Source organism: Paraburkholderia metrosideri, assembly GCF_904848625.1.
In the GTDB taxonomy this organism is placed as follows: Bacteria; Pseudomonadota; Gammaproteobacteria; order Burkholderiales; family Burkholderiaceae; genus Paraburkholderia; species Paraburkholderia metrosideri.
Map to the genome: position 1 here is coordinate 357,271 of NZ_CAJHCP010000008.1, position 23,609 is coordinate 380,879.

General features: G+C 62.3%; 21 protein-coding genes. 8 read left to right on the top strand and 13 right to left on the bottom strand.

Going from position 1 to position 23,609, the window contains the following annotated elements:
• Positions 1-149: 149 nt before the first annotated feature.
• The 3 genes from LMG28727_RS20040 to glpD form a co-directional block, all read right to left on the bottom strand.
• Positions 150-836 (bottom strand): HAD family hydrolase, encoded by a 687-nt coding sequence (locus LMG28727_RS20040; RefSeq protein ID WP_201644033.1) that lies wholly within the window; start codon positions 834-836, stop codon positions 150-152.
• 190 nt (positions 837-1,026) lie between these two features.
• On the bottom strand, positions 1,027-2,526 hold the full coding sequence (gene glpK, locus LMG28727_RS20045; RefSeq protein ID WP_201644034.1) for a glycerol kinase GlpK: 1,500 nt from the start codon (positions 2,524-2,526) through the stop codon (positions 1,027-1,029).
• Positions 2,527-2,809: 283 nt separating this feature from the next.
• The gene (gene glpD / locus LMG28727_RS20050) at positions 2,810-4,339 is read right to left on the bottom strand and encodes a glycerol-3-phosphate dehydrogenase (protein ID WP_201644035.1); all 1,530 of its coding nucleotides are present in this window, start codon (positions 4,337-4,339) and stop codon (positions 2,810-2,812) included.
• Between the two features lie 215 nt (positions 4,340-4,554).
• Here glpD and LMG28727_RS20055 point away from each other — a divergent pair, with 215 nt between their 5' ends.
• Positions 4,555-4,929, top strand: coding sequence for a hypothetical protein (locus tag LMG28727_RS20055; protein ID WP_201644036.1), 375 nt, complete (start codon positions 4,555-4,557; stop codon positions 4,927-4,929).
• A 336-nt stretch (positions 4,930-5,265) separates the two neighbouring features.
• On the opposite strand, the gene LMG28727_RS20060 is transcribed toward LMG28727_RS20055, so the two are convergent.
• Both LMG28727_RS20060 and LMG28727_RS20065 read right to left on the bottom strand, forming a co-directional pair.
• On the bottom strand, positions 5,266-5,463 hold the full coding sequence (locus LMG28727_RS20060; RefSeq protein WP_201644037.1) for a hypothetical protein: 198 nt from the start codon (positions 5,461-5,463) through the stop codon (positions 5,266-5,268).
• 310 nt (positions 5,464-5,773) lie between these two features.
• A complete protein-coding gene (locus LMG28727_RS20065; protein ID WP_201644038.1) occupies positions 5,774-6,553 on the bottom strand; it encodes a DeoR/GlpR family DNA-binding transcription regulator in 780 nt (259 codons plus the stop codon).
• A gap of 373 nt (positions 6,554-6,926) precedes the next feature.
• Between LMG28727_RS20065 and LMG28727_RS20070 the strand changes: the two genes are divergently transcribed.
• The 4 genes from LMG28727_RS20070 (at position 6,927) to LMG28727_RS20085 (ending at position 12,118) form a co-directional block, all read left to right on the top strand.
• Positions 6,927-8,564, top strand: a complete 1,638-nt coding sequence (locus tag LMG28727_RS20070; protein ID WP_201644039.1) for a gamma-glutamyltransferase family protein — start codon at positions 6,927-6,929, stop codon at positions 8,562-8,564.
• Positions 8,565-8,946: 382 nt separating this feature from the next.
• A complete protein-coding gene (locus LMG28727_RS20075; RefSeq protein WP_201644040.1) occupies positions 8,947-10,323 on the top strand; it encodes an MFS transporter in 1,377 nt (458 codons plus the stop codon).
• A gap of 344 nt (positions 10,324-10,667) precedes the next feature.
• Complete coding sequence (locus LMG28727_RS20080) at positions 10,668-11,495, top strand: ferritin-like domain-containing protein (RefSeq protein ID WP_201644041.1); 828 nt, start codon at positions 10,668-10,670, stop codon at positions 11,493-11,495.
• A 98-nt stretch (positions 11,496-11,593) separates the two neighbouring features.
• A complete protein-coding gene (locus LMG28727_RS20085; RefSeq protein WP_201644042.1) occupies positions 11,594-12,118 on the top strand; it encodes a hypothetical protein in 525 nt (174 codons plus the stop codon).
• Positions 12,119-12,211: 93 nt separating this feature from the next.
• Here LMG28727_RS20085 and LMG28727_RS20090 read toward each other — a convergent pair whose 3' ends face one another.
• From LMG28727_RS20090 to LMG28727_RS20105, 4 genes are all read right to left on the bottom strand, one after another.
• The gene (locus LMG28727_RS20090; protein WP_201644043.1) at positions 12,212-13,780 is read right to left on the bottom strand and encodes a DEAD/DEAH box helicase; all 1,569 of its coding nucleotides are present in this window, start codon (positions 13,778-13,780) and stop codon (positions 12,212-12,214) included.
• A 213-nt stretch (positions 13,781-13,993) separates the two neighbouring features.
• Complete coding sequence (gene trhA / locus LMG28727_RS20095; protein ID WP_201644044.1) at positions 13,994-14,614, bottom strand: PAQR family membrane homeostasis protein TrhA; 621 nt, start codon at positions 14,612-14,614, stop codon at positions 13,994-13,996.
• Positions 14,615-14,741: 127 nt separating this feature from the next.
• Positions 14,742-16,040: a c-type cytochrome gene (locus tag LMG28727_RS20100; protein ID WP_201644045.1), complete on the bottom strand. Its 1,299-nt coding sequence runs from the start codon at positions 16,038-16,040 to the stop codon at positions 14,742-14,744.
• Positions 16,041-16,061: 21 nt separating this feature from the next.
• Positions 16,062-16,793: a c-type cytochrome gene (locus LMG28727_RS20105; protein ID WP_201644046.1), complete on the bottom strand. Its 732-nt coding sequence runs from the start codon at positions 16,791-16,793 to the stop codon at positions 16,062-16,064.
• Positions 16,794-17,177: 384 nt separating this feature from the next.
• Here LMG28727_RS20105 and copC point away from each other — a divergent pair, with 384 nt between their 5' ends.
• Entirely contained in the window at positions 17,178-17,555 is a 378-nt protein-coding gene (gene copC, locus LMG28727_RS20110) for a copper homeostasis periplasmic binding protein CopC (protein WP_201644047.1), read from the top strand.
• Positions 17,552-18,481, top strand: a complete 930-nt coding sequence (locus LMG28727_RS20115; RefSeq protein WP_201644048.1) for a CopD family protein — start codon at positions 17,552-17,554, stop codon at positions 18,479-18,481. Before copC ends, LMG28727_RS20115 begins: the two co-directional genes overlap by 4 nt.
• 558 nt (positions 18,482-19,039) lie before the next feature.
• On the opposite strand, the gene LMG28727_RS20120 is transcribed toward LMG28727_RS20115, so the two are convergent.
• The 4 genes from LMG28727_RS20120 to dgoD all read right to left on the bottom strand — a co-directional run bounded on the left by LMG28727_RS20120 (position 19,040) and on the right by dgoD (position 22,458).
• Complete coding sequence (locus LMG28727_RS20120) at positions 19,040-19,273, bottom strand: YodC family protein (protein ID WP_201644049.1); 234 nt, start codon at positions 19,271-19,273, stop codon at positions 19,040-19,042.
• 24 nt (positions 19,274-19,297) lie between these two features.
• A complete protein-coding gene (locus tag LMG28727_RS20125; protein WP_201644050.1) occupies positions 19,298-19,600 on the bottom strand; it encodes a hypothetical protein in 303 nt (100 codons plus the stop codon).
• Positions 19,601-19,861: 261 nt separating this feature from the next.
• Positions 19,862-21,157: an MFS transporter gene (locus tag LMG28727_RS20130; RefSeq protein ID WP_407945858.1), complete on the bottom strand. Its 1,296-nt coding sequence runs from the start codon at positions 21,155-21,157 to the stop codon at positions 19,862-19,864.
• A gap of 152 nt (positions 21,158-21,309) precedes the next feature.
• The gene (gene dgoD / locus LMG28727_RS20135; RefSeq protein WP_201644051.1) at positions 21,310-22,458 is read right to left on the bottom strand and encodes a galactonate dehydratase; all 1,149 of its coding nucleotides are present in this window, start codon (positions 22,456-22,458) and stop codon (positions 21,310-21,312) included.
• 346 nt (positions 22,459-22,804) lie between these two features.
• Here dgoD and LMG28727_RS20140 point away from each other — a divergent pair, with 346 nt between their 5' ends.
• Positions 22,805-23,482: a FadR/GntR family transcriptional regulator gene (locus LMG28727_RS20140; RefSeq protein ID WP_201644137.1), complete on the top strand. Its 678-nt coding sequence runs from the start codon at positions 22,805-22,807 to the stop codon at positions 23,480-23,482.
• The last annotated feature ends 127 nt before the right edge of the window (positions 23,483-23,609 follow it).

Below are 23,609 nucleotides of genomic sequence, written 5' to 3' on the forward strand. Positions count from 1 at the left end.
TGACGCTTAAGCACCGGGCGTGGCGCGTGATCTTGCGGAACGTAGAACGTAGAACGCGCAAACAAGCCACTCAAACAAAGAAGGCCGGCTCCATCCAGAGCCGGCCTTTTTTCATGGCGACCACTCAACGTGGCAAAGAACTCAGCCGCCTACGACTGCACATCCCCAAATTCCCCACGCACGCCAGCCTCGATCAGCGCGGGCAATTCATCCATATGTTTGATGATCCGCGTCATGCCCATCTTGCGCAGCGCGTCCGCATAACCATCGGGAATATGGCTCGCGCCGACAAACGCAATGGTCTTCATTCCCGCCGCGCGCGCTGCATTCAAACCCGCCACGCTGTCTTCGACCACGATGCATCGCGACGGCTCCACGCCCAACGTCTGCGCGGCAAACAGATACACATCGGGATAAGGTTTGGGCCGCGCCACCTGTTCGGCGCTGAAAATCCGCTCGCCGAAAATCTGCTGCAAACCCGCGCGCCGCACCGACGCCGTCACACGCGACATCCGGCTGTTGGAAACGACCGCCGCCGGTAGCGTCACGCGTTGCAAAGCCTCGCGCACCCCGTTGATCGGACTGAGCGACGCGGCGAGTTCAAGCTCTACGTGATGTTCAATGGTGTTCAGAAAATCAGCGGGCAACGTAATGTCGAAAGACTTCTCGATGCCTTCGAGAAAACGCGACGTCTGTTGACCAAATGCGGTTTTGACGACCGGTTCGAAGTCGAGGCCCGGAAAGGTGCTGGTCAGCGTTTCGAACATCACGCGGTCAGCAATGATTTCGCTGTCGACGAGTACGCCGTCGCAGTCACAGATGAGGTGGTCGATCATGCCTGAAAACGCAAAAAGCGGAAGCGCGTGAGCCGGGTAGGGACACGCTCATGCGCGTAGGTGGAAAGCATCATGATACGTGCTTTGGCACCGCCGACCCCGGGGCGCCGGGTTGGGGTCGCGTTTCAATCGCTTGCGGGCGGCCACTTGCGGGCGGCCACGCGCCGGTGGCCTGGAGGTGGCAAGTCACTTACGGCGTATCGGCCCACGCCTTCGCCGCGCGAATGGCACGCTTCCAGCCGTCGAGGCACTCCCTGACATCCGCATGAGGCAGCGCCGGCGTGAAACGGCGGTCGAGCTTCCACTGGCTATGCAATTCGTCGACATCTTTCCAGTAGCCCACTGCGAGGCCAGCCAGATAAGCCGCGCCCAACGCGGTCGTTTCCGGCACCTTCGGACGCACCGCGTCGACGCCGAGAATATCGGCCTGGAATTGCATCAGCAGATTGTTTGCGCAGGCGCCGCCGTCCACCCGCAGTTCGCCGATGCGAATGCCCGAGTCGGCTTCCATCGCCTTCAGCACGTCGAGCGACTGATAGGCGATCGAGTCGAGCGCCGCGCGTGCAATGTGCGCCGAGGTCGTGCCGCGCGTGACGCCGAACAGCGTGCCGCGAGCGCGCGCATTCCAGTGCGGCGCGCCGAGCCCGGCGAATGCGGGCACCAGGTACACGCCGTCGCAATGCGGCACGCCGCGCGCGAGCGTTTCGATTTCCGCTGCGTTCTTGATAATGCCGAGGCCATCGCGCAGCCACTGCACCACCGCGCCGCCGATAAAAATGCTGCCTTCGAGCGCGTAGTTGATCTGGTCGCCGATCTGCCAGGCGATTGTCGTGACGAGATTGTTCTTCGATTCGATGGGCTTGTCGCCGGTGTTCATCACGAGGAAGCAGCCGGTGCCGTAGGTGTTCTTCACCATGCCGGATTCCGTGCACATCTGGCCGAAGAGGGCGGCGTGCTGGTCACCGGCGATACCGGCGAGCGGAATCTTCGATGCGAACACGGTGGTTTTGGTCGGCCCGTAAATTTCCGACGACGCCCGCACCTCCGGCAACATGCTGCGCGGAATGTCGAGTGCGTCGAGCAGTTCGTCGTCCCACTTCAGCGTGTGGATGTTGAACAGCATGGTGCGCGATGCGTTGGTCACGTCGGTGACGTGCAGGCCGCCCTTGGTGAAATTCCACACCAGCCAGCTGTCCACCGTGCCGAACGCGAGGCGGCCTTGCTTCGCTTTCTCGCGCGCGCCTTCGACGTTGTCGAGAATCCAGCGGATTTTGGTCGCCGAGAAATACGAGTCGATCGGCAGACCGGTTTTCGCGCGGACTTTTTCTTCGAGACCCTGCTCCTTGAGCCGGTCGCAGAAATCGGCGGTGCGGCGGTCCTGCCAGACGATCGCGTTATAGATCGGATGACCGGTTTCGCGATCCCACACGATGGTGGTTTCGCGTTGATTGGTGATGCCGATCGCGGCGATCGACGCGCCATTCATGCCGGCGCGCGTGACGGCTTCGGCGGCGACGCCGGCCTGGGTCGACCAGATTTCCAGCGGATCATGCTCGACCCAGCCCGGGTGCGGATAGATTTGCTGAAACTCTTTCTGCGCGATCGACACGACATTGCCGCCCCGGTCGAACAGCATCGCACGCGAACTGGTGGTGCCCTGGTCAAGCGCGAGGATGTACTGATCCTGCATTGTCTCTTCTCCATGCATTTTGCAAATCCGCGGATCGTTGACCGGCGACGGTAACGGCTCGTTGCTTTAAGCGGACTGCAAAACAGTGTGTGATTTGTGATTGTGCGTGATTCGAGCGTCCGGGCCGGGTTGATGCAGCGCGAGGACGACGGTGATCCGGTTCGCGCCGGCCATGCATCTGCCTGATTGCGGCGCTTGACTGGCTGGCGTGGCTCAAAGCGTCAACCGCAGCGTACCCGCTTCGGGCGCCCCCAAGCTACCCGTCGACACGCTTTCCAGGCAACTAGGCGCTTTGCTGTGCCGGTTCGCGTGCGAACCATGCGTCGATATCCTGCGTGACCGATTCGAGCGTGCCCGGCTCGACATGCAGCCCGAGTTTCGTGCGACGCCACAGCACGTCCTGCGCGCTGCGCGCCCATTCGATGCCGAGCAGATAAATCAGTTCGGCTTCGTAAAGACCCGGCGCGAACGCGCGGCCAAGATCGGCCAGCGAGCGCGCGTCGCCGATCACATGGGTGACGCGCGTGCCGTAAGCGCGCGCGAGGCGATGCGCGAGATCGGCGGGCAACCACGCATGCTGCAGCTTGAATTCGCTCAGGAAACGCTCGAAATTCGCATCCGGAATATCGCCACCGGGCAACGGCGCGCCGACCGTCCACGCGGGCGAATCGTTGTGCAGCGCGCCAGCCAGCTTGTCGACGGCCTCTTCAGCCAGCTTGCGAAAGGTCGTGATTTTACCGCCGAACACCGACAGCAACGGCGCTTCGCCAGCCGGTGCATCGAGTTCCAGCGAGTAATCGCGCGTGACCGCCGACGGGTTGTCCGCGCCTTCTTCTTCGAGCAGCGGACGCACGCCCGAATAGGTCCAGCGCACGTCGGCCGGTGAGATCTTCTGCTTGAAATAGCGGTTGATCGAGTCGCACAGGTACTGCGTTTCTTCGGCGTTGATCGCCACTTTCGACGGATCGCCGCGATATTCGAGATCGGTTGTGCCGATCAGCGTGTAGTCGTGTTCGTACGGGATCGCGAAGATGATCCGCTTGTCCGGGTTCTGGAAGATGTACGCGTGGTCGTGGTCGAACAGACGCCGAGTGACGATATGGCTGCCCTTCACGAGCCGCACGCTGTGCGACGACTTGCGGCCGAGCGCGCCGTGCAGCAAGTCGCCGACCCACGGACCCGCCGCGTTTGCAATCGAACTGGCGCGCACCTCGAACGTGGTGCCGTCCGCGCGCTGGAGCTGCGCATGCCATTCGCTGCCCACGCGCGCCGCGCTGACGAGCCGCGTGCGCGTGACGATGGTTGCGCCGTGCTCCTGCGCGTCCAGTGCGTTCAGCACGACCAGACGTGCGTCGTTGACCCAGCCATCCGAGTAGACGAAACCGCGCTTGATCGAATCGATCAGCGGCACACCGGCCGGATGCCGGTTCATTGTGATGCCGCGCGAACCCGGCAGCAGTTCCCGCCGGGCAAGGTGATCGTACAGAAACAGCCCCGCGCGGATCAGCCAGGCCGGGCGCAGATCGGGCATGTGCGGCATCACGAAACGTAGCGGCCACATGATGTGCGGTGCGGCGCGCAGCAGCGTTTCGCGCTCCTGCAGCGCTTTGCGCACCAGCCCAAACTCGCGATATTCGAGGTAGCGCAGGCCGCCGTGAATGAGCTTGGTGCTGGCCGACGACGTGTGGGCGGCCAGATCGTCCTGTTCGCACAGCAGCACGGACAGGCCGCGGCCCGCCGCGTCGCGAGCGATCCCTGCGCCGTTAATCCCGCCACCGACGACGAGCAAATCGTATCTCAAGCCTTGCGTCACCTGCTGGGTCCTTGCGTGGAGTCTGGAATGGATCTGGAAAGAAGTACGGCGAATAAGAGGTGCAAGCACGTCGTGTTCGTTTTCGAACTTTAATGAACATATTCGAAAAAGTAAAGTTCGATTCGGCTGAGGGCGGACTGACGGTTATCTGCTGCAGTGGCGTAACGCGCTGCCGCGGTCGATACTCTCGGCAGCAGCCATTTCGAGGTGAATCAATGCGTGGACTTTTGATGATCGGCGCTGCAGCGCTTCTCACCGGATGCATCAGCTCGCCAAGCCTGGAGGGGACTCGGGGCGCGACGTCGTTCGTAGCGTTGCAGCAGATGTGCAGCCCGCAAACGGTCGATTACGGCCGCGACGCGCAAAACGTCTATGCGGCGTTTTTCGATGCTTATGTGGCGAACCGGCGGGGCAGGGTGTCGAAAGAGGAGTTCTGCGCGTTTCAGGCGTCGATTGCGCAGCGTCACGCGACCGAAGGCGTGAGCGCCGATCCTCAGGTGCGTAATCAGTGGGTAGTATTTTTCACCGATCAGCGGGCTAAAGCGTTGAGCTGGCGCTCGACGGTTGATCCGACTTTGCGCTCGGGTTGACGCGCGGCCTGCTGCGCTCGCCACACTGAGGATCACGCCGATTCGCGCGCTGGGCGCTGGGCGTTGTGCGTGGCTAACGCGTCGCCGCTGTGCATCGAGGGCCGCGGGCAGATCGCGTCCCTATCCGGCTAATGTCCGGGACGCAACAAAACGGCCGCCTTCACGGCGGCCTGCTGTCACACGAAACTACACGAAACGAATACGAAGCAAATTGAAAGACCGCAAAAGCGCGCAACGTAACGTCAGCAGCGTAAGCCTTGCCGTCGTAGCCGGACTGTAGGGCGACCGCCGCAAGCAGCGCCGCGTCCGGCTAACTCCACGATATTCACGAAAGAACTACGAGAGACGTTTGATCGCCCGCAATGCGCTGTCGCCAGTTTCCGTCACGCGCCATTGTTCATTTCCCGATGCGAGCCGTTCAAGCTGGACTAGTTGGCGCTCGAGTAGCGCGTCGAGTTCTTCTCGCGCCATGTCGACTTGATGGGGGGCGTCCTTGACGAGCAACAACGTGGCGAATTCATGCGGACTCAGCATCGTTCTCTCCATGTCAGGCATACGCGGACAGCCTTGCCGGCAACTGGCGAGGGGCCAGTGAGTCCGCTAGAGGATCAGGCGGGAAGTACGGCTTACACGACAGATTCACGCAACCGGCGCTACGCAGAATGCGGAACGCACGCCGGGGAACTGGAGTGTAGTCAACCGCGCGTTAAACACCAAATCCGTCCCAGTAAATTTTCCCTTTGACAAACGAAGGCCCGGACGGCGGTTTGCAATCGCGGCCAGAAGCTTGATTTCACTCGAAGTTTCGCGTGCGCTGCAACATGGCGCAGAGCCCCGGGCAAACCTAACCGGCGACGTACACCTGGCAGTTGGCGGCGGTGAGCGTTTCGGTCATCTCGGGAGGCGGCGCGATGTCGGTGAACAACGCGTCGATCTGATCGAGATGGCCCTGGCGAACCAGCGCCGGGCGGCCGAATTTCGAATTGTCGGCGGCGAGGAAAACGGTGCGCGCATGCTGGATGATTGCTTCCGCGACGCGGACTTCACGGGTGTCGAAATCGCGCAGCGTACCGTCCGTTTCGATGCTCGACGTGCCGATGATCGCAAAGTCCACCTTGAACTGGCGGATGAAGTCGATCGCCAGTTCGCCGACGATGCCTTTGTCCCAAGGCCGCACGATGCCGCCCGTCACCAGCACCTCGCAATCCGGATAGCCGCTCATCATGCTGGCCACGTTCAGATTGTTGGTAATCACGCGCAGGCCGCGATGCCGGTTCAGCGCGCGGGCGACCTCTTCGGTGGTCGTGCCGAGGTTGATGAACAATGACGCCTGGTCAGGAATGTGAGTGGCCACTAGCGCCGCAATGCGCCGCTTCTCTTCGTGGAACATGCGCTGCCGTGCCGTGTACGAGACGTTCTCGGAACTGGTGGGCAGGCTCGCGCCGCCGTGATAGCGGCGCAGCAGGTTCATGTCGGCGAGCCAGTTGACGTCGCGGCGGATGGTCTGCGGGGTCACGTCGAAGTGGGCGGCGAGGTCGTCCACGGTGACGAAGCCGTCGCGTTGCACCCACTCCAGCAGTTCCTGTTGCCGGGCGTTGAGAGTCAGACGGGGGTCTCGTGTCATGGATGTCGAAAACGTGGGTTTTATTGGCGCTGACCGGCAACGCTCATAGGCTGAGCCGTTGGCCGCCTGTTGCGTGAACAGCGCACGAGCAGGGATGGAGCGTATTGTAAGACCACCGACGACGTTGTCCGCTCACTCGTGCGACGTCCCTAAGACCCAGGAAGCACGAGAAGCACGCGCTACGATCCATTCAGGCAATTTACGCATTTATTCATTTGATAAATGAATTTGTTTTTTGGGCCGGTTCGCGCTGCAATCCGGGGTTCCGCGTTTTACGCGTGCTGTTTTACGCGTGCCTTATCCGCCTTTTACACGTTCCCCTGGTTTCCGGCGTTTTCTCGCAGCCGGAACCGCGCTTTCGAGAGTGTTCGACATGACTGGCTTCAACTGGCAAAACCCCTACCCGACACCGCGTCTGCCTGTATTCGCGCGCAACATCGTTTCGACTTCGCATCCGCTGGCCGCGCAAGCCGGTTTGCGCATGCTGTGGAAAGGCGGCAATGCCGTCGACGCGGCGATCGCGGCCGCTGCCGCCATCACGGTTGTCGAGCCGGTATCGTGCGGCCTGGGCGGCGATGCGTTCGCGCTGGTGTGGGACGGCAAGAAGTTGCACGGTCTGAACGCGTCGGGCGTGTCGCCGGCTGCCTGGAACGTCGATTACTTCAAGCGCAAGTACGGCGAGGAAAACGGTCTCGCCAAGCAGCCCAAGCGCGGCTGGGATGCCGTGACGGTGCCGGGCGTGATCGCCGGCTGGGAAGCGCTGCATCAGAAGTTCGGCACACTGCCGTTCGCCGACCTGATGGAGCCCGCAATCGAAATCGCCGAGCGGGGTCACGCGGTGGCGAGCATCGTTGCGTACAAGTGGGCCGCTGCCGTGCCCGAACTGAAGGACTTGCCGGGCTTTGCGCAAACCTTCATGCCGCGCGGCCGCGCGCCGGAAGTGAGCGAACTGGTGCGCTTCCCCGGTCACGCGAAGACATTGCGCAAGCTCGCCGAACAAGGCCCGCGTGCGTACTACGAAGGCGAGATCGCCGAACAGATCGCCGCGTTTGCGCGCGAAGGCGGCGCTGCGTTGACGCTCGACGACCTGCGCAATTACCGCGCGGACTGGGTCGAGCCGATCGGCAAGGAATATCGCGGTCACACCGTGCATGAGATTCCGCCGAACGGCCAAGGTATCGCAGCGCTGATCGCGCTGGGCATCCTCGAAAAATTCGACGTGAAAGAAATGACCGTCGATAACGTCGAGTCGCAGCACTTGCAGATCGAAGCGATGAAGCTCGCATTCGCCGACGTGTACCGTTACGTCGCCGACCCGCGTTCGATGGACGTCACGCCCGAGCAGATGCTCGACGACGCGTACCTCACGTCGCGCGCAAAGCTGATCGACCACAAGCGCGCGACGCAATTCGACTTCGGCATGCCGAAGGCGGGCGGCACGATCTACATGTCGGTCGCGGACGAGCGCGGCATGATGGTGAGCTTCATCCAGTCGAATTACATGGGCTTCGGCTCGGGCATCGTCGTGCCGGACAGCGGCATCGCAATGCAGAACCGTGGCTGCGGTTTCTCGATGGACCCGAAGTCGCCGAACGTCGTGGAAGGCAGCAAGCGGCCGTTCCACACGATCATCCCGTCGTTCCTCACGCAGCAGGTGAATGGCCAGCAGGAAGCGGTGATGAGCTTCGGCGTGATGGGCGGCGACATGCAGCCGCAAGGTCATCTGCAATCCATCGTGCGGATGCTCGACTACGGTCAACAGCCGCAGGCTGCCTGCGATGCGCCGCGCTGGAAGGTCAACCGGGATTTCACGATCGACATCGAATCGACGCTCGATCCGAAGACCGCCGAAGCGTTGCAGAAGCTTGGCCACACGATCAAATCGGTCGACGATCCGTATATGGATTTCGGCTCTGGCCAGTACATCTGGAAGCTCGATCGCGACGAGCCGGAGCGTGGTTATGTGGCGGCCAGCGATAGCCGGCGCGATGGGCTGGCCGCTGGGTTCTAGGCGATTCGTTCGTCGATGGAGCGATGGGCCGGGCGGCTGATTCACGGAGCCGTCCGCGTCCACGTGCTGCCGTGCCGGTGCTCATGGCCGCACGCAGGCGCATCGCTTGGCGCCATCAGTTGGGCGGCTATGACGGCTTTGCCAATGTGCCGCCCGGCTGGCCGTGAGGACGGCATCGGTAAGGCCTGGTCGTCACCATAGCTTTTGATGCCTGTCCCGCAAGCAAGCCACCGGTGCTGGGCATCCACATCCAGATCGCGTAAATCAGACTTTTAGCGCGCTATCACGCGCGCCAGGTACGCCGGTCATCAACCGGCGTACGACCCGCCGTTCGCCACGCAACATCACGCATCACGCATCAGAGACAAAGGCAGGAGACATCATGCAACCCCCCCCGTCGCCACTGGCGACCGCTTCCCCTCATCCGGCGCCGCCCGCACCGCTTTCCAAAGCCGTTATACGGCGGATCGTGTTTTCGTCGTCGGTCGGCAACGCGCTCGAGTGGTTCGATTTCCTGGTCTACGGCTATTTCGCGACGATCATCGCCAAACAGTTTTTCCCAATGCAGGACGAGTGGCTGTCGACCCTGCTCGCGATCGCGACCTTCGGCATCTCGTTTCTGATGCGGCCACTCGGTGCCGTCGTGCTGGGTCTCTATGGCGACCGCCAGGGCCGCAAGGCGGCGTTGACGCTCGCCATTGCGTTGATGATGGTCGGCACCTTCGCGATGGCGGTGATGCCGCCGTATGCGTCGATTGGCCTTGCTGCGCCGCTGCTGATTCTGCTTGCGCGTCTCGTGCAGGGCTTTGCGGTGGGCGGCGAGTTTGGCAGTGCGACGGCGTTCATGGTCGAGCACAGCGCGTCACGTCGCGGTTATTACGCGAGCTGGCAGTTTGCGAGCCAGGGGCTGGCGGCGATTACCGCCGCCGCCTTCGGCTCGTTGCTGACCGCGTGGCTGCCGCCCGAGCAACTCAATAGCTGGGGCTGGCGGATTCCGTTCGTGTTCGGTTTGCTGGTGGGGCCAGTGGGCTATTACATCCGCTCGCATCTGGACGAAACGCCCGAATTCCTCGCGATGCGCAAAGAACGTGAGGCACGCGAAGCGGCCAGCGAGCGACCCACCGAGAGCGAAGCGAAGGACGCCTCTTTTGCGAACCAATGGGTGAATCTGTTGCTTGCCATCGGCATCGTTGCGCAGTCCACGGTCGGCGTGTACGTGCTGCAACTCTACATGCCGATGTATGCGGTCAAGCAGTTGCACATGTCCGCGGCGGCGTCGTTCGGCGTGGTCGTGCTCAACGGCAGCTTGCAGTTCATCCTGTCGCCGGTGATGGGCGCGTTGTCCGACCGCATCGGCCGGATTCGCATCATGCTGACCACGTCGATCCTGATGGGCGCGCTGATCTATCCGATGTTCGCGTGGCTGCAGACCCATCCGACGATCGGCTGGCTGCTGTTGCTGCAAGCTACCGCCGGCATTTTCAAGGCCGCCTACTCGGGACCGATGCCCGCGCTGATGTCCGAGATCTTTCCGACCCAGGTGCGGTCGACAGGTCTTTCAATCGGTTACAGCATCGGCGTGACGATCTTTGGCGGTTTTGCACCGACGATTGTCGAGACCTTCATTCACTTGACCGGCGACAAACTCGCGCCGAGTTACTACGTGTTGCTGGCGGCCGTGCTGTCGGGCATTTCGCTGATTATCGTCGCGTGGCGCATGCGCGGCGTGCGTCTGGCGCGAGGCGTTCAGCCTGCGTGAAACAGGGCCATCGCTTCGCCAGGGGAGCCGCCGGGCGTGTCAGGTGAGACTCAAAGCAGTACATGCATCCATAAAGCCAGCTTTCGAGCTGGTTTTTTTTTGCGCGCCGCACACGACGCGTAGGTCCAACCGAAGCTTTCGCCTACTTGCAAAGTGGAACTGCGGCGATCCGGCATGGTCTGTGCTGGGTTATCTGCAGAGTTGTGAAACACCGGCTAAGATGCAAGATACAAGGGGTTAACTCTAATTCAAGGCGCTGTATCCGACACGGCGAAAGGCCTTCGTGAGAGTGAGCGTGACGAAACGCGCTCCACGAGTCGGTACGGCTTTCGGAGCAAGACACGATGCACACAGAGCTGAACCATGTCATGCCCTGGCGGATCGAGGATATCGACCTCACCCGCATTGATCGGCAGAAGGCTGTCGCAAATGAAGACCTGCTTTTACTGCTGTGCGCGTCTTCGTTTATTGAAAGCGGCACTGATCTTTACACCAGTAATCTGAGTACTTTTTTTCACGACGACCCTGAAGTTTCGGCCTGGCTCAATCACGAGTGGGAGCCGGAAGAAATGCAGCATGGCCGCGCGCTTAAAACATATATCGCGTACGTATGGCCCGAATTCGATTGGGACACCGCGTTCAGTCAATTCATGAAGGAGTATTCGCTAACCTGTTCGGTGGAAGATTTCGAAAAGACCCGGGCGCTTGAAATGGTCGCGCGCTGTGTGGTGGAAACCGGCACCGCTACGCTGTATCGCGCGATCGGCGAATGTTCTGACGATCCGGTCCTCAAGCAGATTACCGACAACATCCGCACCGACGAAGTCCGTCACTACAAGCACTTTTTCAGGTTCTTCAAGAAGTACAACAAGATCGAAGGCAATGGCCGGCTCGCGGTACTCGGCGCTTTGATGCGTCGCGTGATGGAGATCAAGAACGAGGATTCGGAGATCGCGTTGCGGCATGTGTTCGCGGTTCGCTATCCTGAACGAGTGAATGACTCGGCTTACAACCGCGACCGCGCCGCACGCATCAATACGCTGGTGCGGCGGAATCTGTCCGCCGACATGTGCGTGAAGATGCTGCTCAAGCCGCTTGATTTGCCGGCGCGGATTCAACCGGGCGTGCATTATCCGCTCGCGAAGATTACGCAGCACGTGTTCTTCCGCTGAGCTTCGGTTCAGCCGCAATGGAGAATGGCCCGCTTTCGCGGGCCATTCTTTTTTCAGGGCATGATTGGGCCTTGTCTATTTCAAACCGGATCGACAGCATGAACGATTCCCCCCCAGCCGAACGTCCGCTCGATCAGCGAGTGTTCGATGAATGGCCCGACGCCGTGCGCACGTTGTTCGACGGCTCGTCGCTTGAAAGCAAGACGGGATTCACGGCGTCGTTGCTGACGGTCGATACGAGTGGCCACGTACGGACGTCGCTGCTGGGCGTCGGCGAGTTGTACGCGCCCGATTCGCGCACGCTGTGTTTCGCCTTGTGGCCGCAGGCCCGCGCGACGCGAGCGATTGCGCAACATGGACGGGCCGCGCTTAGCTTCGTTTGCGACGCGGCGTTCTATCAGGTGCAATTGCTGGTCGCGCCGCTGGCTGCAGTGGCCGGAGACGACAGCGGACTGGTCTATCTGACCGGTTCAATCGACACCGCCGAGTCGCAGAGCGTGCAATATGCGCGTCTGACGAGCGGGGTGACGTTCGAGCTTGAAGGGGAGGGGAAGACGGTGCTCGATCGATGGGAACGACAGATCGAGCACCTGAAACAGGCCGCTGCTGCGGCTAGCCGATAGCGCCAGTTTGAGTGGCGCCGGCTGGTAGTGCGTTGCATCGACGGGGGCTTGACCGGCTTCCTGGGTTAAGCGGCCCAGGAAGCCGCAACAGGCTTACCGACCGCGCTGACCGCTACGCGTCGGCTGACCACCGCGCGGTGCGTCGTTGCGCGGCTTCGCGCCACCCAGCAACGCGCCCGGGTTGTTGCCTTGCGGCTTGCTACCCTGCGGCTTGCGCGGCGCGTGTTGCGCGGCGCTGCCTTCATGCGCCACGGCACGCGGCCGCTCGTCATGACGCTGGCCGTCGCGGCGCGACTGACCACCCTGGCCACCATTGCCACCCTGACCGGCCGGCTTTGCACCTTGCGGCCGCGGCTGTTGCTGACCATTCGACGGACGTTGCCCCGAACGTTGTGCAGGCTTGGAAGCCGCACCGCCATCACGCTTCGGCGCAGCTTGACCTTGACGCGGTGAACGACCACCACCGCCGCCGCCGCCGCCTTGGCCACGACGCAAAATCGGTTCCGGCTTCGCGGTCGGATCCGGTTCAAAACCGGCGATCACTTCCTGCGGCACCGGACGCTTGATCAGCTTCTCGATGTCCTTCAGCAACTGCAATTCGTCGACGCAAACCAGCGACACCGCTTCACCCGTCGCGCCAGCACGACCGGTACGGCCGATACGGTGCACATAGTCCTCAGGCACGTTCGGCAGATCGAAGTTGACCACGTGCGGCAGTTGATCGATATCGATCCCGCGAGCCGCGATGTCGGTTGCGACCAGCACCTGCAGCGTGCCGTCCTTGAACTCGGCGAGCGCGCGCGTACGGGCCGACTGGCTCTTGTTACCGTGAATCGCGAGCGCGCTGATACCGTCTTTGGTCAGCTGCTCGGCAAGCCGGTTCGCGCCGTGCTTGGTGCGCGTGAACACCAGCACCTGGAACCAGTTGTGCTGCTTGATCAGATGCGTGAGCAGCTCGCGCTTCTTGTCACGGTCAACTGGGTGAATCTTTTGCGCGACCGTTTCCGCCGTCGTGTTACGGCGAGCCACTTCGATCAGCGCCGGCGAATCGAGCAGGTTGTCGGCGAGCGTCTTGATCTCATCGGAGAAGGTGGCCGAGAACAGCAGGTTCTGACGCTTCGGCGGCAGCTTGGCCAGCACACGCTTGATGTCGTGAATGAAGCCCATGTCGAGCATCCGGTCGGCTTCGTCGAGCACGAGAATCTCGAGATGCGACAGGTCGATGGTCTTCTGCTGCATGTGGTCGAGCAGGCGGCCGGGCGTTGCGACGACGATGTCCACGCCGCTGCGCAGTGCGCCGATTTGCGGGTTGATGCCCACACCGCCGAACATCACCGTCGACTTCAGTTTCAGATACTTGCCATACGCGCGCACGCTTTCCTCGACCTGCGCGGCGAGTTCACGCGTGGGCGTGAGGATCAGCGCGCGCACTGCGCGCTTGCCCGAACCCGTGGCGACGGCGGGCATCGAATTCAGACGTTGCAGGATCGGCAACGTGAAGCCGGCGGTCTTGCCGGTGCCGGTCTGCGCGCCGGCCAGCAGGTCGCCGCCATTGAGGACAGCCGGGATTGCTTGCGTCTGGATCGGAGTCGGAGTGGTGTAGCCGAGTTCGTGTACAGCGCGGACCAACGGTTCGGACAAGCCGAGAGAATCAAAAGACATAAATGCTCTTTGCAATGCAGTTTCGCGAATGGCACATCTGGGCGCTGGCCGGCATCAACGCCGCTTGAACACGCCCGCATGGCGTGTTCGAGGCCAAAGCCCAGTTCCGTTCGCTGAGAAATCGGCGGCACGCTCGAACACGTGCCGAATGCTTCAACGCGCTATGCAGACACGTTGACTGGCGTTAAGTTGCATTTCGCCGCCGTGGGGGTGTCATGCGACATAGCGCGCGACACTGACGAATTGACACAGACTGCCTGCCAGAACGAACAGGTGCCAGATACCATGTCCATGCCGGATGCGCTCGTCGTTGATGAAGAAGTAGATGCCAGCGCTGTAGATGACCCCGCCGGCCACGAGCCAGGCGGTACCCGCTGCTGGTAAAGCTTCCACCAGCGGGCGGACGGCAACGAGCGCGAGCCATCCCATCAAGACATACAGCACCATCGAAACGCTGCGGGTGCGACGCCCGAGCGTCAGTTCCTGCACGATGCCGAGGACGGCAAGCCCCCAGCTTACGCCGAATAACGACCAGCCCCACGGCCCGCGCAACGTGACAAGGGTGAACGGAGTGTAGCTGCCGGCGATCAGCAGGTAGATCGCCGAATGGTCGCATTTCTGCAGAACCGCTTTCAAACGCGGGCTGCGCACGCTGTGGTAAAGCGTCGAGATAGCATACAGCACGAACAGCATCGCCCCGTACACGCTGAAGCTGACCACCTTATACGCGTCGCCGGCAAGCGCGCCCATCGTGACGAGCGTGGCAAGCCCCGCCACCGACAGCACGGCGCCGACGAGGTGGGTAATGCTGTTGAAACGCTCACCGACATGCACGGCTCATCCTCCTGCGCGGTTTCATCAGGGTAAATACCCACATGATACCGGTCCTGCGACGGTCCTGAAAAAACGAAGGGCGCGGCCGCGTTTCCGCAGGCCGCGCCCCAGGTGCAACTGACGCTGCTTAATCGAGCGGCGCCGAACGCAGATCGGACACTTGCTGCGGCGAAACAGGCGTACCGTGGTTGCCCCACGACATACGGATGTACGTCACCACGGCCGCCACTTCGGTGTTCGACAACGCTTGCGCGAACGGCGGCATGCCATACGGATGCGGGTTGGCTTCCGTGCTCGGCGGATACCCACCGTTCAGCACCATGCGGATCGGGTTGACCGCCGACGGCATCTGAATGGACTGGTTGTTCGCGAGCGGCGGGAACGCCGGCGGCTGGCCGAGGCCGTTTTCCGCGTGGCACTTTGCGCAGTTGTCAGCGTAGATCTTCTGACCTTGCTTCAACAGTTCGCCGCCGAACTTTTCCGACGTTTCGAGTTGCAGCGGCTCAGGCGCTTCGCTCTTTTGCGGAATCGTCTTCAGATACGTCGCCATTGCCCGGATGTCGTCGTCGGTCATGTACTGCAGGCTGTTGTGAACCACCTCGGCCATCGGACCAAACACCGCGCCGCGGTTCGATACGCCGGTCTTCAGCAGGTCGGCGATGTCCTGCAGGTCCCAGTCGCCAAGACCGGCTTCACGATTCGACGTGAGCGACGGAGCGTACCAGTTCTGCAGCGGGATCAGGCCGCCGGCAAACGCTGCCGAGCTGACCGGTCCGCCCATTGCATTGATCGACGTGTGGCACATGCCGCAATGGCCCAGGCCTTCGATCAGGTACGCGCCCCGGTTCCATTCGACCGACTTGGTCGGGTCCGGCTTGAACTCGCCTTCACGGAAGAACAGCGTGCGCCAGCCAATCAGCATGTTGCGCTGGTTGAACGGGAATTTGAGTTCATGCGGACGGCTCGGCACATTGACCGGCGTGACCGAGCGCAGATACGCGTAGATCGCATCTGCGTCGGCGCGTGTGACCTTGGTGTAGCTCGTGAACGGGAAGCCCGGATACAGCAGGCTGCCGTCTTTCGAGCGGCCCGTATGCATCGCGCGATAGAAGTCGTCCTGAGTCCACTTGCCGATGCCGTACTGGTCGTCGGGCGTGATGTTCGGCGTGAACATCGTGCCGAACGGCGTGGCCATGGGCAGGCCGCCGGCAAACTGCTTGCCGCCGCGAACCGTGTGACAGGCGATACAGTCGCCGGCGCGGGCGAGGTACTCGCCCTTCTTGATCAGGTCGGCCTGGTCGGCGGGCGTTGCGGCCATCGCCTCGCCGCTATGCAGGTTGTCGCCGCCGGACCACAGGACGGGAACGAGTGCGGCAGCCGCAACCACGACGACTGCCGAGAGGGCGAACAAAGACTTGCGTTTCATTTGAATGTCTCTCCCGGCGGCTTATTGAGGTTCGCTGCCGCAGGCAAGCGGAGTCTTCATCGAGCGAGCCGGAGCCGGCACGGGGTTCTGTGGAGCCTGCTGCGTGGCAAGCCACGAAGCGACGGCGTTCACGTCGTCGTCGGTCAGGCGGGTGGCAATGGTGTGCATGCAATCAGGCGCGATGGCATGCCGCGAGCCCGAGCGCCACGCACCAAGCTGCGCGCTGATGTAGTCGGAGTGCAGACCGACCAGACCCGGGATAGCCGGCTCCATGCCGGTGAGCGCCTTGCCGTGACAAGCCGCGCAGGCCGGAATTTCTTTGGCCGGGTCGCCGTTCAGCACGATCTGCTGGCCGCGCGCCAGCGTGCTCGACGACACCGTCGGCCTGGCCGGCGGCGGATACGGCGGACGCTGTTGCGAGAAGTACGTGGCGATCTGATGAAGATAGTCGTCCGAAAGGTACGTGACGAGGTAATTCATGGGCGGGTACTTGCGACGCCCTTCGCGGAAGTTCTGCAACTGGTTGAACAGATAGTCGGCCGGCTTGCCCGCGAGGCGTGGGAAGTAGTCGTTGTCGGTGCCTTGCCCGTGAACGCCGTGGCAGGCCGTACACCCTTGCACGCGCGCTGCCATCGTGTCAGGGGCCTTCGGTTGAGTCTGCGCTTGAGCAGCGCTAAAGACACCCGCGGAACCGATCAGCAACAAGGCCAGCAGCGGGCGGAAAAGGCGTCTTGAAGACACGCGTAACTCCATCAGAACGGGGACCTGACCGAACTTCGAGGCGGTTCGGTGTTGAGGGCAGCCGGCGCTGCGGCGACGCAGCATTCTATCATTGACGACTAATAGTGACTATTTGCCGCATGAGAGAATGCTCCGGCTGTTACAACCATGCGACAGATTGTCGCGCGGACAGTTTGCAGCCCGGTGTCGCTGCAACGGTACACCCACTGTCTCAATTTTGTCCACGCGATCCATGTCGCCATGGTCGTGCAGTTTGCCCTTCTCAACAATGCGGGTTGAACCGATGCCCGCGAGAGCCATCGAAGCGTACACTTCCGGGCTCGCCGGTCGCTCACCGGCACGGGCTAGCCCGCCTCGACACTCACTGTTTCTTTGTTCATCAGCTATCGGTCTTACATGAAGCTATTCCAGTTTTCCCGTTCGGCGCTGCGCGCGTTGACACTCGGCACCGCAGCGCTGGTTGTGACATCCACGGCTTTTGCCCATGCGCATATGGTGTCGAGCGAACCGGCTGCCAACGCCGAAGTTGCCGCGCCCGACGCAGTCACGATTCATTTCACCGAGCCGCTCGAACCGGCTTTCAGCAAGATCACTCTCGACGATGCAAGTGGCAAGGAAGCGGTAGCGACCGCGTCGGAAGTCGATGGGAAAGACGCCAAACTCATGCGTCTCGCATTGCCTCAGTTGACCCAAGGCCGCTACGCGGTGCATTGGATTGCGGTCGCCACAGACGGCCACCGTACTCAGGGTGACTTCGCGTTCAACGTCAAATGAGCGTCGACGGACTCTGGATCGGGCAGGTCGCCATGGCCGCGCTCATGAATGTCGCGTTTGCGTTTGCCGTCGGTTCGGCGCTGCTGGCCGCGTGGCTCGCCAAAGACGCGCAGCAGAAAATCTCGCCCGCCCGTCTCGCGTGGTTGCGGGCGCAACGTTCAATGCTGACTGCCACGGTCGTGCTGGTGCTCGCGGACCTCGGCTGGCTGCTGTATCAGGCGGCGTCGATGGCTGGCGTCACGTTGCCGGCCGCAATCGGCGTATTGCCCACGGTGCTGACGCAGACCCATGTCGGCTACGGCTGGACGGTTGCGTTTGTCGGTGCGCTGATGTTGCTCGCCACGGCGATGGCCAGTCACACGGGCATGTTGCGCAACGCGGTGTTGTGGCTCGCGGTGATCGTGATCGCGGCGGGCAAGGCGTCGCTGGGTCATGCCGCCGACGCTGGCCTGGCCTCGGCGGCGATCAGCATGCAGACGCTGCATGTGCTGGTCACGAGCGTGTGGGGCGGTCTGGCGATGGCGGCGGGGCTGGCCGTGCTGCCGGCGCTCGGCACGTCGACGGCGCGCGGCATGCTGATCCGCACGGCGAGCCAGGTGTCGAATGTGTCGGCGGTGGCGGTCGTGCTGGTGCTCGTGTCCGGCATCTTCAATGCGGTGCGGGGTTCGGGCGGGTCGCTCGAAGCGATCCAGTCCAGCACCTGGGGTCATGTGCTGATGCTCAAGCTTGCGCTGGTCGCGGTGGCGCTCGTGCTCGGCGGGCTCAACCGGGTGCTGGCGCTGCCGCGCCTGCGTCGCACGGCGTCGACGATGGACGCGCATACGTTCGTCAACGTGCTGTATCTCGAAGCGCTGGCGATGATCGGCGTGTTCGTCGCGGCAGCGGTGCTGTCGCATAGCGTGCCGGCGTTCGCGGCGCTCGGCTGAAGTTGTGCGGCGTGGCGTGCGGATCAACGCACGCCGCAACGGCGCAGAAGCCGCGACGCTATGGGTGCATCGGTTGGCGCGCGGCAACGCATCAGGAATCCGAGGGGCCTCGTGCAACGCCTGGGGCACCCAACGTGTCTGCTCGCGCGATGCCTCAGATACCCAACACGGCTGCTCGCGCGATGTCTCAGGCATCGAACGTGTCTGCTCGCGCAACGCTTCAGGCATCCAACGTGTCTGCTCGCGCAACGCTTCAGGCATCCAACGCGCCTGCTCACGCAACGCTTCAGGCACCCAACGCGCCTGCTCGCACAACGCCCCAGGCATCTAACTCCTCCGCACCCACAACCCTCTGACCGCACCCACGGCGGGCAAGCCGCCACCCTCCATTTCCGACGTGCGTCAACTCTGCAACAAGCGCATGCGTCGCGTTTGAACCCGCATAACAACCCCATCCCACACCCGCGTCGCACATAAAAAAAGCGCCGCACAGCAGAGGCTGCACGGCGCAATACACACGGTCGCCTGGCGGTGGCCAGCAGATCCGTTACTGCCTCTTCAGGCGACCCGCGTGTCGCGGCTCGCCCGTTCCAGGGTCTCCTCCGGAAACATGTCCTGCTGCAGTTCGCCCGCATCGCTAAACCATTGGCAGATCAGCCAGTTGCCGGGCGCGAACAGAACCGGCCCGCTCCATGTCGCGGTCATTGGACGGCTGCCGGATCGCAACTTCAGAACCTCGCCGGCGCGATACGCAGGCTTCGGCCGTCGGATGAATCGGTTCGCCAGTCGCATGGTCTGCCTCGCAGGACGAAGCGCTTATTCGACGCCGAGCCGATGTCCAAGGATCGGCGCAAAGAACAGCCCGATCGCGCAGCCCGCGGCTTTGCCTTCCAGTTCGGCGCCGGCGGCGCGCGAGCCGTACATATGCGTGAGCAGGTCGAAAAGCTGCGGCAGGCAGTACAGCACCGCCGCGCCGATGAAGCATTTTTCGATCACCGAAATGCGCCAGCCGCGTTCGTACGCCAGCACCGCGCCGAGCACGCGCAATACGCCGAACATCACCAGCGCGCCGACGGCGGCCTGTTCGCGGATCAGATAGTCAGGAAGGAATTCGCCCATGATGTTCCCCGATGCATGTTGTTTGCATCCATTTGAGCAAGGAGTGGGCCATGCGTATGTCTGATGCCGAACAAACGGCGTGAAAGCCTTTGTGGATAAGGCTTTGCAAGAAGCGGCACGAGCCCCGGAGCAGCCCGTGAAACACCTGTTTCGGCTGCTTCGGTCCGGCGTGTTACGTTACTGCGACCCCGCGCGCGTCACGTCGGCGTAACACGCGCGGGGCGTCAGAAAAGCGCGCTAAAAGGAAGTAAAGTGCCGGCCTCAGCGAATCCGTTCGATCTTGCCCACGAGGAACAGATACGACAGCGCGCCGATCACGCCGACCGCGCTCATGAACATCAGCGCCGGCTTGAAGTCGCTATTCCTGACGATGAAGCCGATCACCACCGGCACGCAGATCGACGACAGATTACCCATCAGGTTGAACATGCCGCCGGTGAGGCCGAGCAATTCCTTCTTCGCCATCGACGACACCAGCACCCAGGTGATCGACGAAAAGCCGCTGCCGAAGAACGCGATCGCCATGAACAGGATCACCATCGCGGGCGTCTCGACGTAATTCGCGCCGACGATCGCCGTAGACAGCAGCAGGCCCGTCACGATCGGCACCTTGCGCGCGACGGTGGCCGACACGCCGCGCCGGATCATCCAGTCCGACAGCAGCCCGGAACCGAGAATGCCGACGAACGCAGCAAGAAACGGCACGGCCGCCATGAAGCCGACCTTCAGGAAGTCCATGTGCCGGTACTTGACCAGGTACGTGGGAAACCAGGTGAGGAAGAACCATAGCGTCGATGTCACCGCGATCTGACCGATGTACACGCCCCACAGCTTGCGGTTGCCGAGCACCGCGCGCCAGTCGGCGGCGGTGTAGCGGGTGCGAGTGGGGCGGTTGCCGGCTTCGCTCAGGTCGACCAGGCCGCCGCCCGCGCGAATCGTTTCGAGTTCAGCCTCGTTGATCCCGCTGGCTTCCGACGGCTCGCGATACACCGCATACCAGAGCAGTCCCCACACGACGCCGATCGCGCCAGTCAGGAAGAACACGCCTTGCCAGCCGAAATGCTGCTGCGTCAGAACGAGCGCGGGCGTCAGGAACGCGAGCCCGACGTACTGGCCGGACGTGTAGCTCGCAATCGCGCGAGCGCGCTCGCTGTCGGGAAACCACGTCGTGACGACGCGATTGAGTGTCGGATAAGCCGGCGCTTCGAGCGCGCCGAGCAGCACGCGCAGCGACAGCAGCACCGCAAACGTGCCGGCGAAGCCTTGCACGATCGTCGCGATCGACCACAGCCCAATGACCAGCGCGAGCAGCAGTCGTGGCCGCGTACGGTCGACCAGCATGCCGCCCGGAATCTGCAGCAGCGCATACGACCAGCCGAATGCGGAAAACACCAGTCCCATTTGCGCTGGATCGAGTTGCAGGTCTTGCGCAATGGCAGTCGCGGCGATCGACAGATTACTGCGGTCGAGATACGTGATGACCACGGTGATGAACAGCATGGCGAGCAGGCGATGGCGCTTGCCGGTCGCTTGCGTCTGGATGTGGGTTGTCTCCACTGAGGTGAGCCTCTTGATGTTATTTCTGGCGGCGCTCACGGGCCGCTGCAAACGGGATCGCTGGCGCGCTGGAACGCGCTGCGAGACGCGTGACGAGACGCCTCGCGCGATAAAGCGAAAACGCCGCCCGCAGGCGGCGTTGGTTCAGGCGATTACCATTCGGCGACGCTGCCGTCCTCATGGCGCCACACCGGATTGCGCCAGCGATGACCGACCTTGGCCATCTCGCGCACCTTCTCTTCGTTGACTTCGATACCGAGGCCCGGGCCTTGCGGAATCGACACGAAGCCGTCTTCGTACTTGAAGACTTCCGGATTCTTGATGTAGTCGAGCAGGTCGTTGCCCTTGTTGTAGTGGATGCCCAGGCTTTGTTCCTGGATGAACGCGTTGTAGCTCACCGCGTCGATCTGCAGGCAGGTGGCCAGCGCGATCGGCCCGAGCGGGCAATGCAGTGCGAGTGCGACGTCGTACGCTTCCGCCATCGACGCGATCTTGCGGCACTCGGTAATCCCGCCCGCATGCGACGCGTCCGGCTGGATGATGTCGACGTACCCACCCGACAGAATGTGCTTGAAGTCCCAACGCGAATACAGACGCTCGCCCAGTGCGATCGGCGTGTTGGTCTGATTCACGATGTCACGCAATGCTTCGGCGTTTTCCGACAGCACCGGTTCTTCGATGAACAGCAGCTTGTACGGGTCGAGTTCCTTGGCCAGCACCTTCGCCATCGGCTTATGCACACGGCCGTGGAAGTCCACGCCGATGCCGATGTTCGGGCCCACCGCCTCGCGCACCGCCGCGACGTTGTTGATGACGCCTTGCACCTTGTCGAACGTGTCGATGATCTGCAGTTCTTCCGAACCGTTCATCTTCACGGCCTTGAAGCCGCGTTCGACCACGGCGCGCGCGTTGTTCGCGACGTCGCTCGGACGGTCGCCGCCGATCCACGAATACACCTTGATCTTGTCGCGCACCTGGCCGCCGAGCAGCGCGTGGACCGGCACGCCGTGATGCTTGCCCTTGATGTCCCACAGTGCCTGGTCGACGCCGGCGATCGCGCTCATCGTGATCGGGCCGCCACGGTAGAAGCCGGCGCGGTACATGACTTGCCAATGGTCTTCGATCAGCAGCGGGTCTTTGCCGATCAGGTAATCGGACAGTTCTTCGACCGCTGCCGCGACCGTATGCGCGCGGCCTTCGACGACCGGCTCGCCCCAGCCGACAATACCTTCGTCAGTCTCGATCTTCAGGAAGCACCAGCGCGGTGGAACGATGAAGGTTTCGAGCTTGGTAATTTTCATGGTGTACGTCTCCTATGTCGGCCGGAGTTAGCGCTTTAGCGCTTACTCCGGCCCCATGCCTGTGGCGAGTCGGTCGGAGTTAGAGCTTTAGCGTTTACTCAGGCCAATGCCTGTGGCGAGTCGGTCGGAGTTAGAGCTTTAGCGCTTACTCAGGCCAATGCCTGTGGCGGGTCAGATTTGGCGCTTCAACGCCTGCGAAATATTCGAGGATTCTCATGCTACAACAAAATCGCCTTTAAGTACTATTAATAGTATTATTAGCCAAATAGTGGCCAGCGTGCTGGCTTCGATCCGGAATCGAATCAAAAATATCAGTCAAACGCCGTGAGGCCGCTGGGAGAAAGCTATTCAGCACGATCTGCATGGGCGTGTCGCCCATTTGCTGGCCACCGCGATTCTGCGCGGCGACTACGCGCCCGAGTCGATCCTGCCGCGCGAAGCGGAGTTAATGGAGACCTTCGGCGTGAGCCGTACGGTGTTGCGCGAGGCGCTGCGTACGCTGACATCGAAAGGGTTGATCGAATCGCGTCCGCGCGTGGGTACGCGTGTGCGGCCCAAACCCGCGTGGAATCTGCTCGACGTCGACGTGCTCGACTGGTATTCACGGGTGGCCGAGCCGATGACGTTTGCGCTGAAATTGCAGGAAATGCGCGAGATGATCGAGCCGTATGCGGCGAGCCTGGCCGCGTCGTCCTATACGGACCACACGTTCCGCGCGCTGGAATCGGCGCACGCGGCGATGGTGGCGGCGCGTAATGTCGATGAATGGGTGCGTGCCGATCTGCTGTTTCATTTGAGCGTGCTGACCGCGTGCAGCAACGAGTTGCTGATTCCGCTGGGCACGCTGATCGAACGCACGCTCGAGGCGCAACTCCGGTTAAATGCGAAGCGCGCGGAGGTGTTCAATGCGTCGCTGGCTGAACACACTGCCGTGTTCGACGCGATTCGCGTGCGGGATGCGAGCGCGGCGAGGGCGGCGATGGCTGGGTTGTTGGGCGTGACGCGCGGGCGGATCGAGGGGTGACGGAGGTGCTGCGGCTCGGGACGTGACGCGGGGCTATTGAAGCGAGCCCGGGCGAAGCGAACCACGCTAAGGCAATCACGCTAAGGCAGCCACGCAAAGGCAGCCACGCAAAGCCAGCCACACGCCA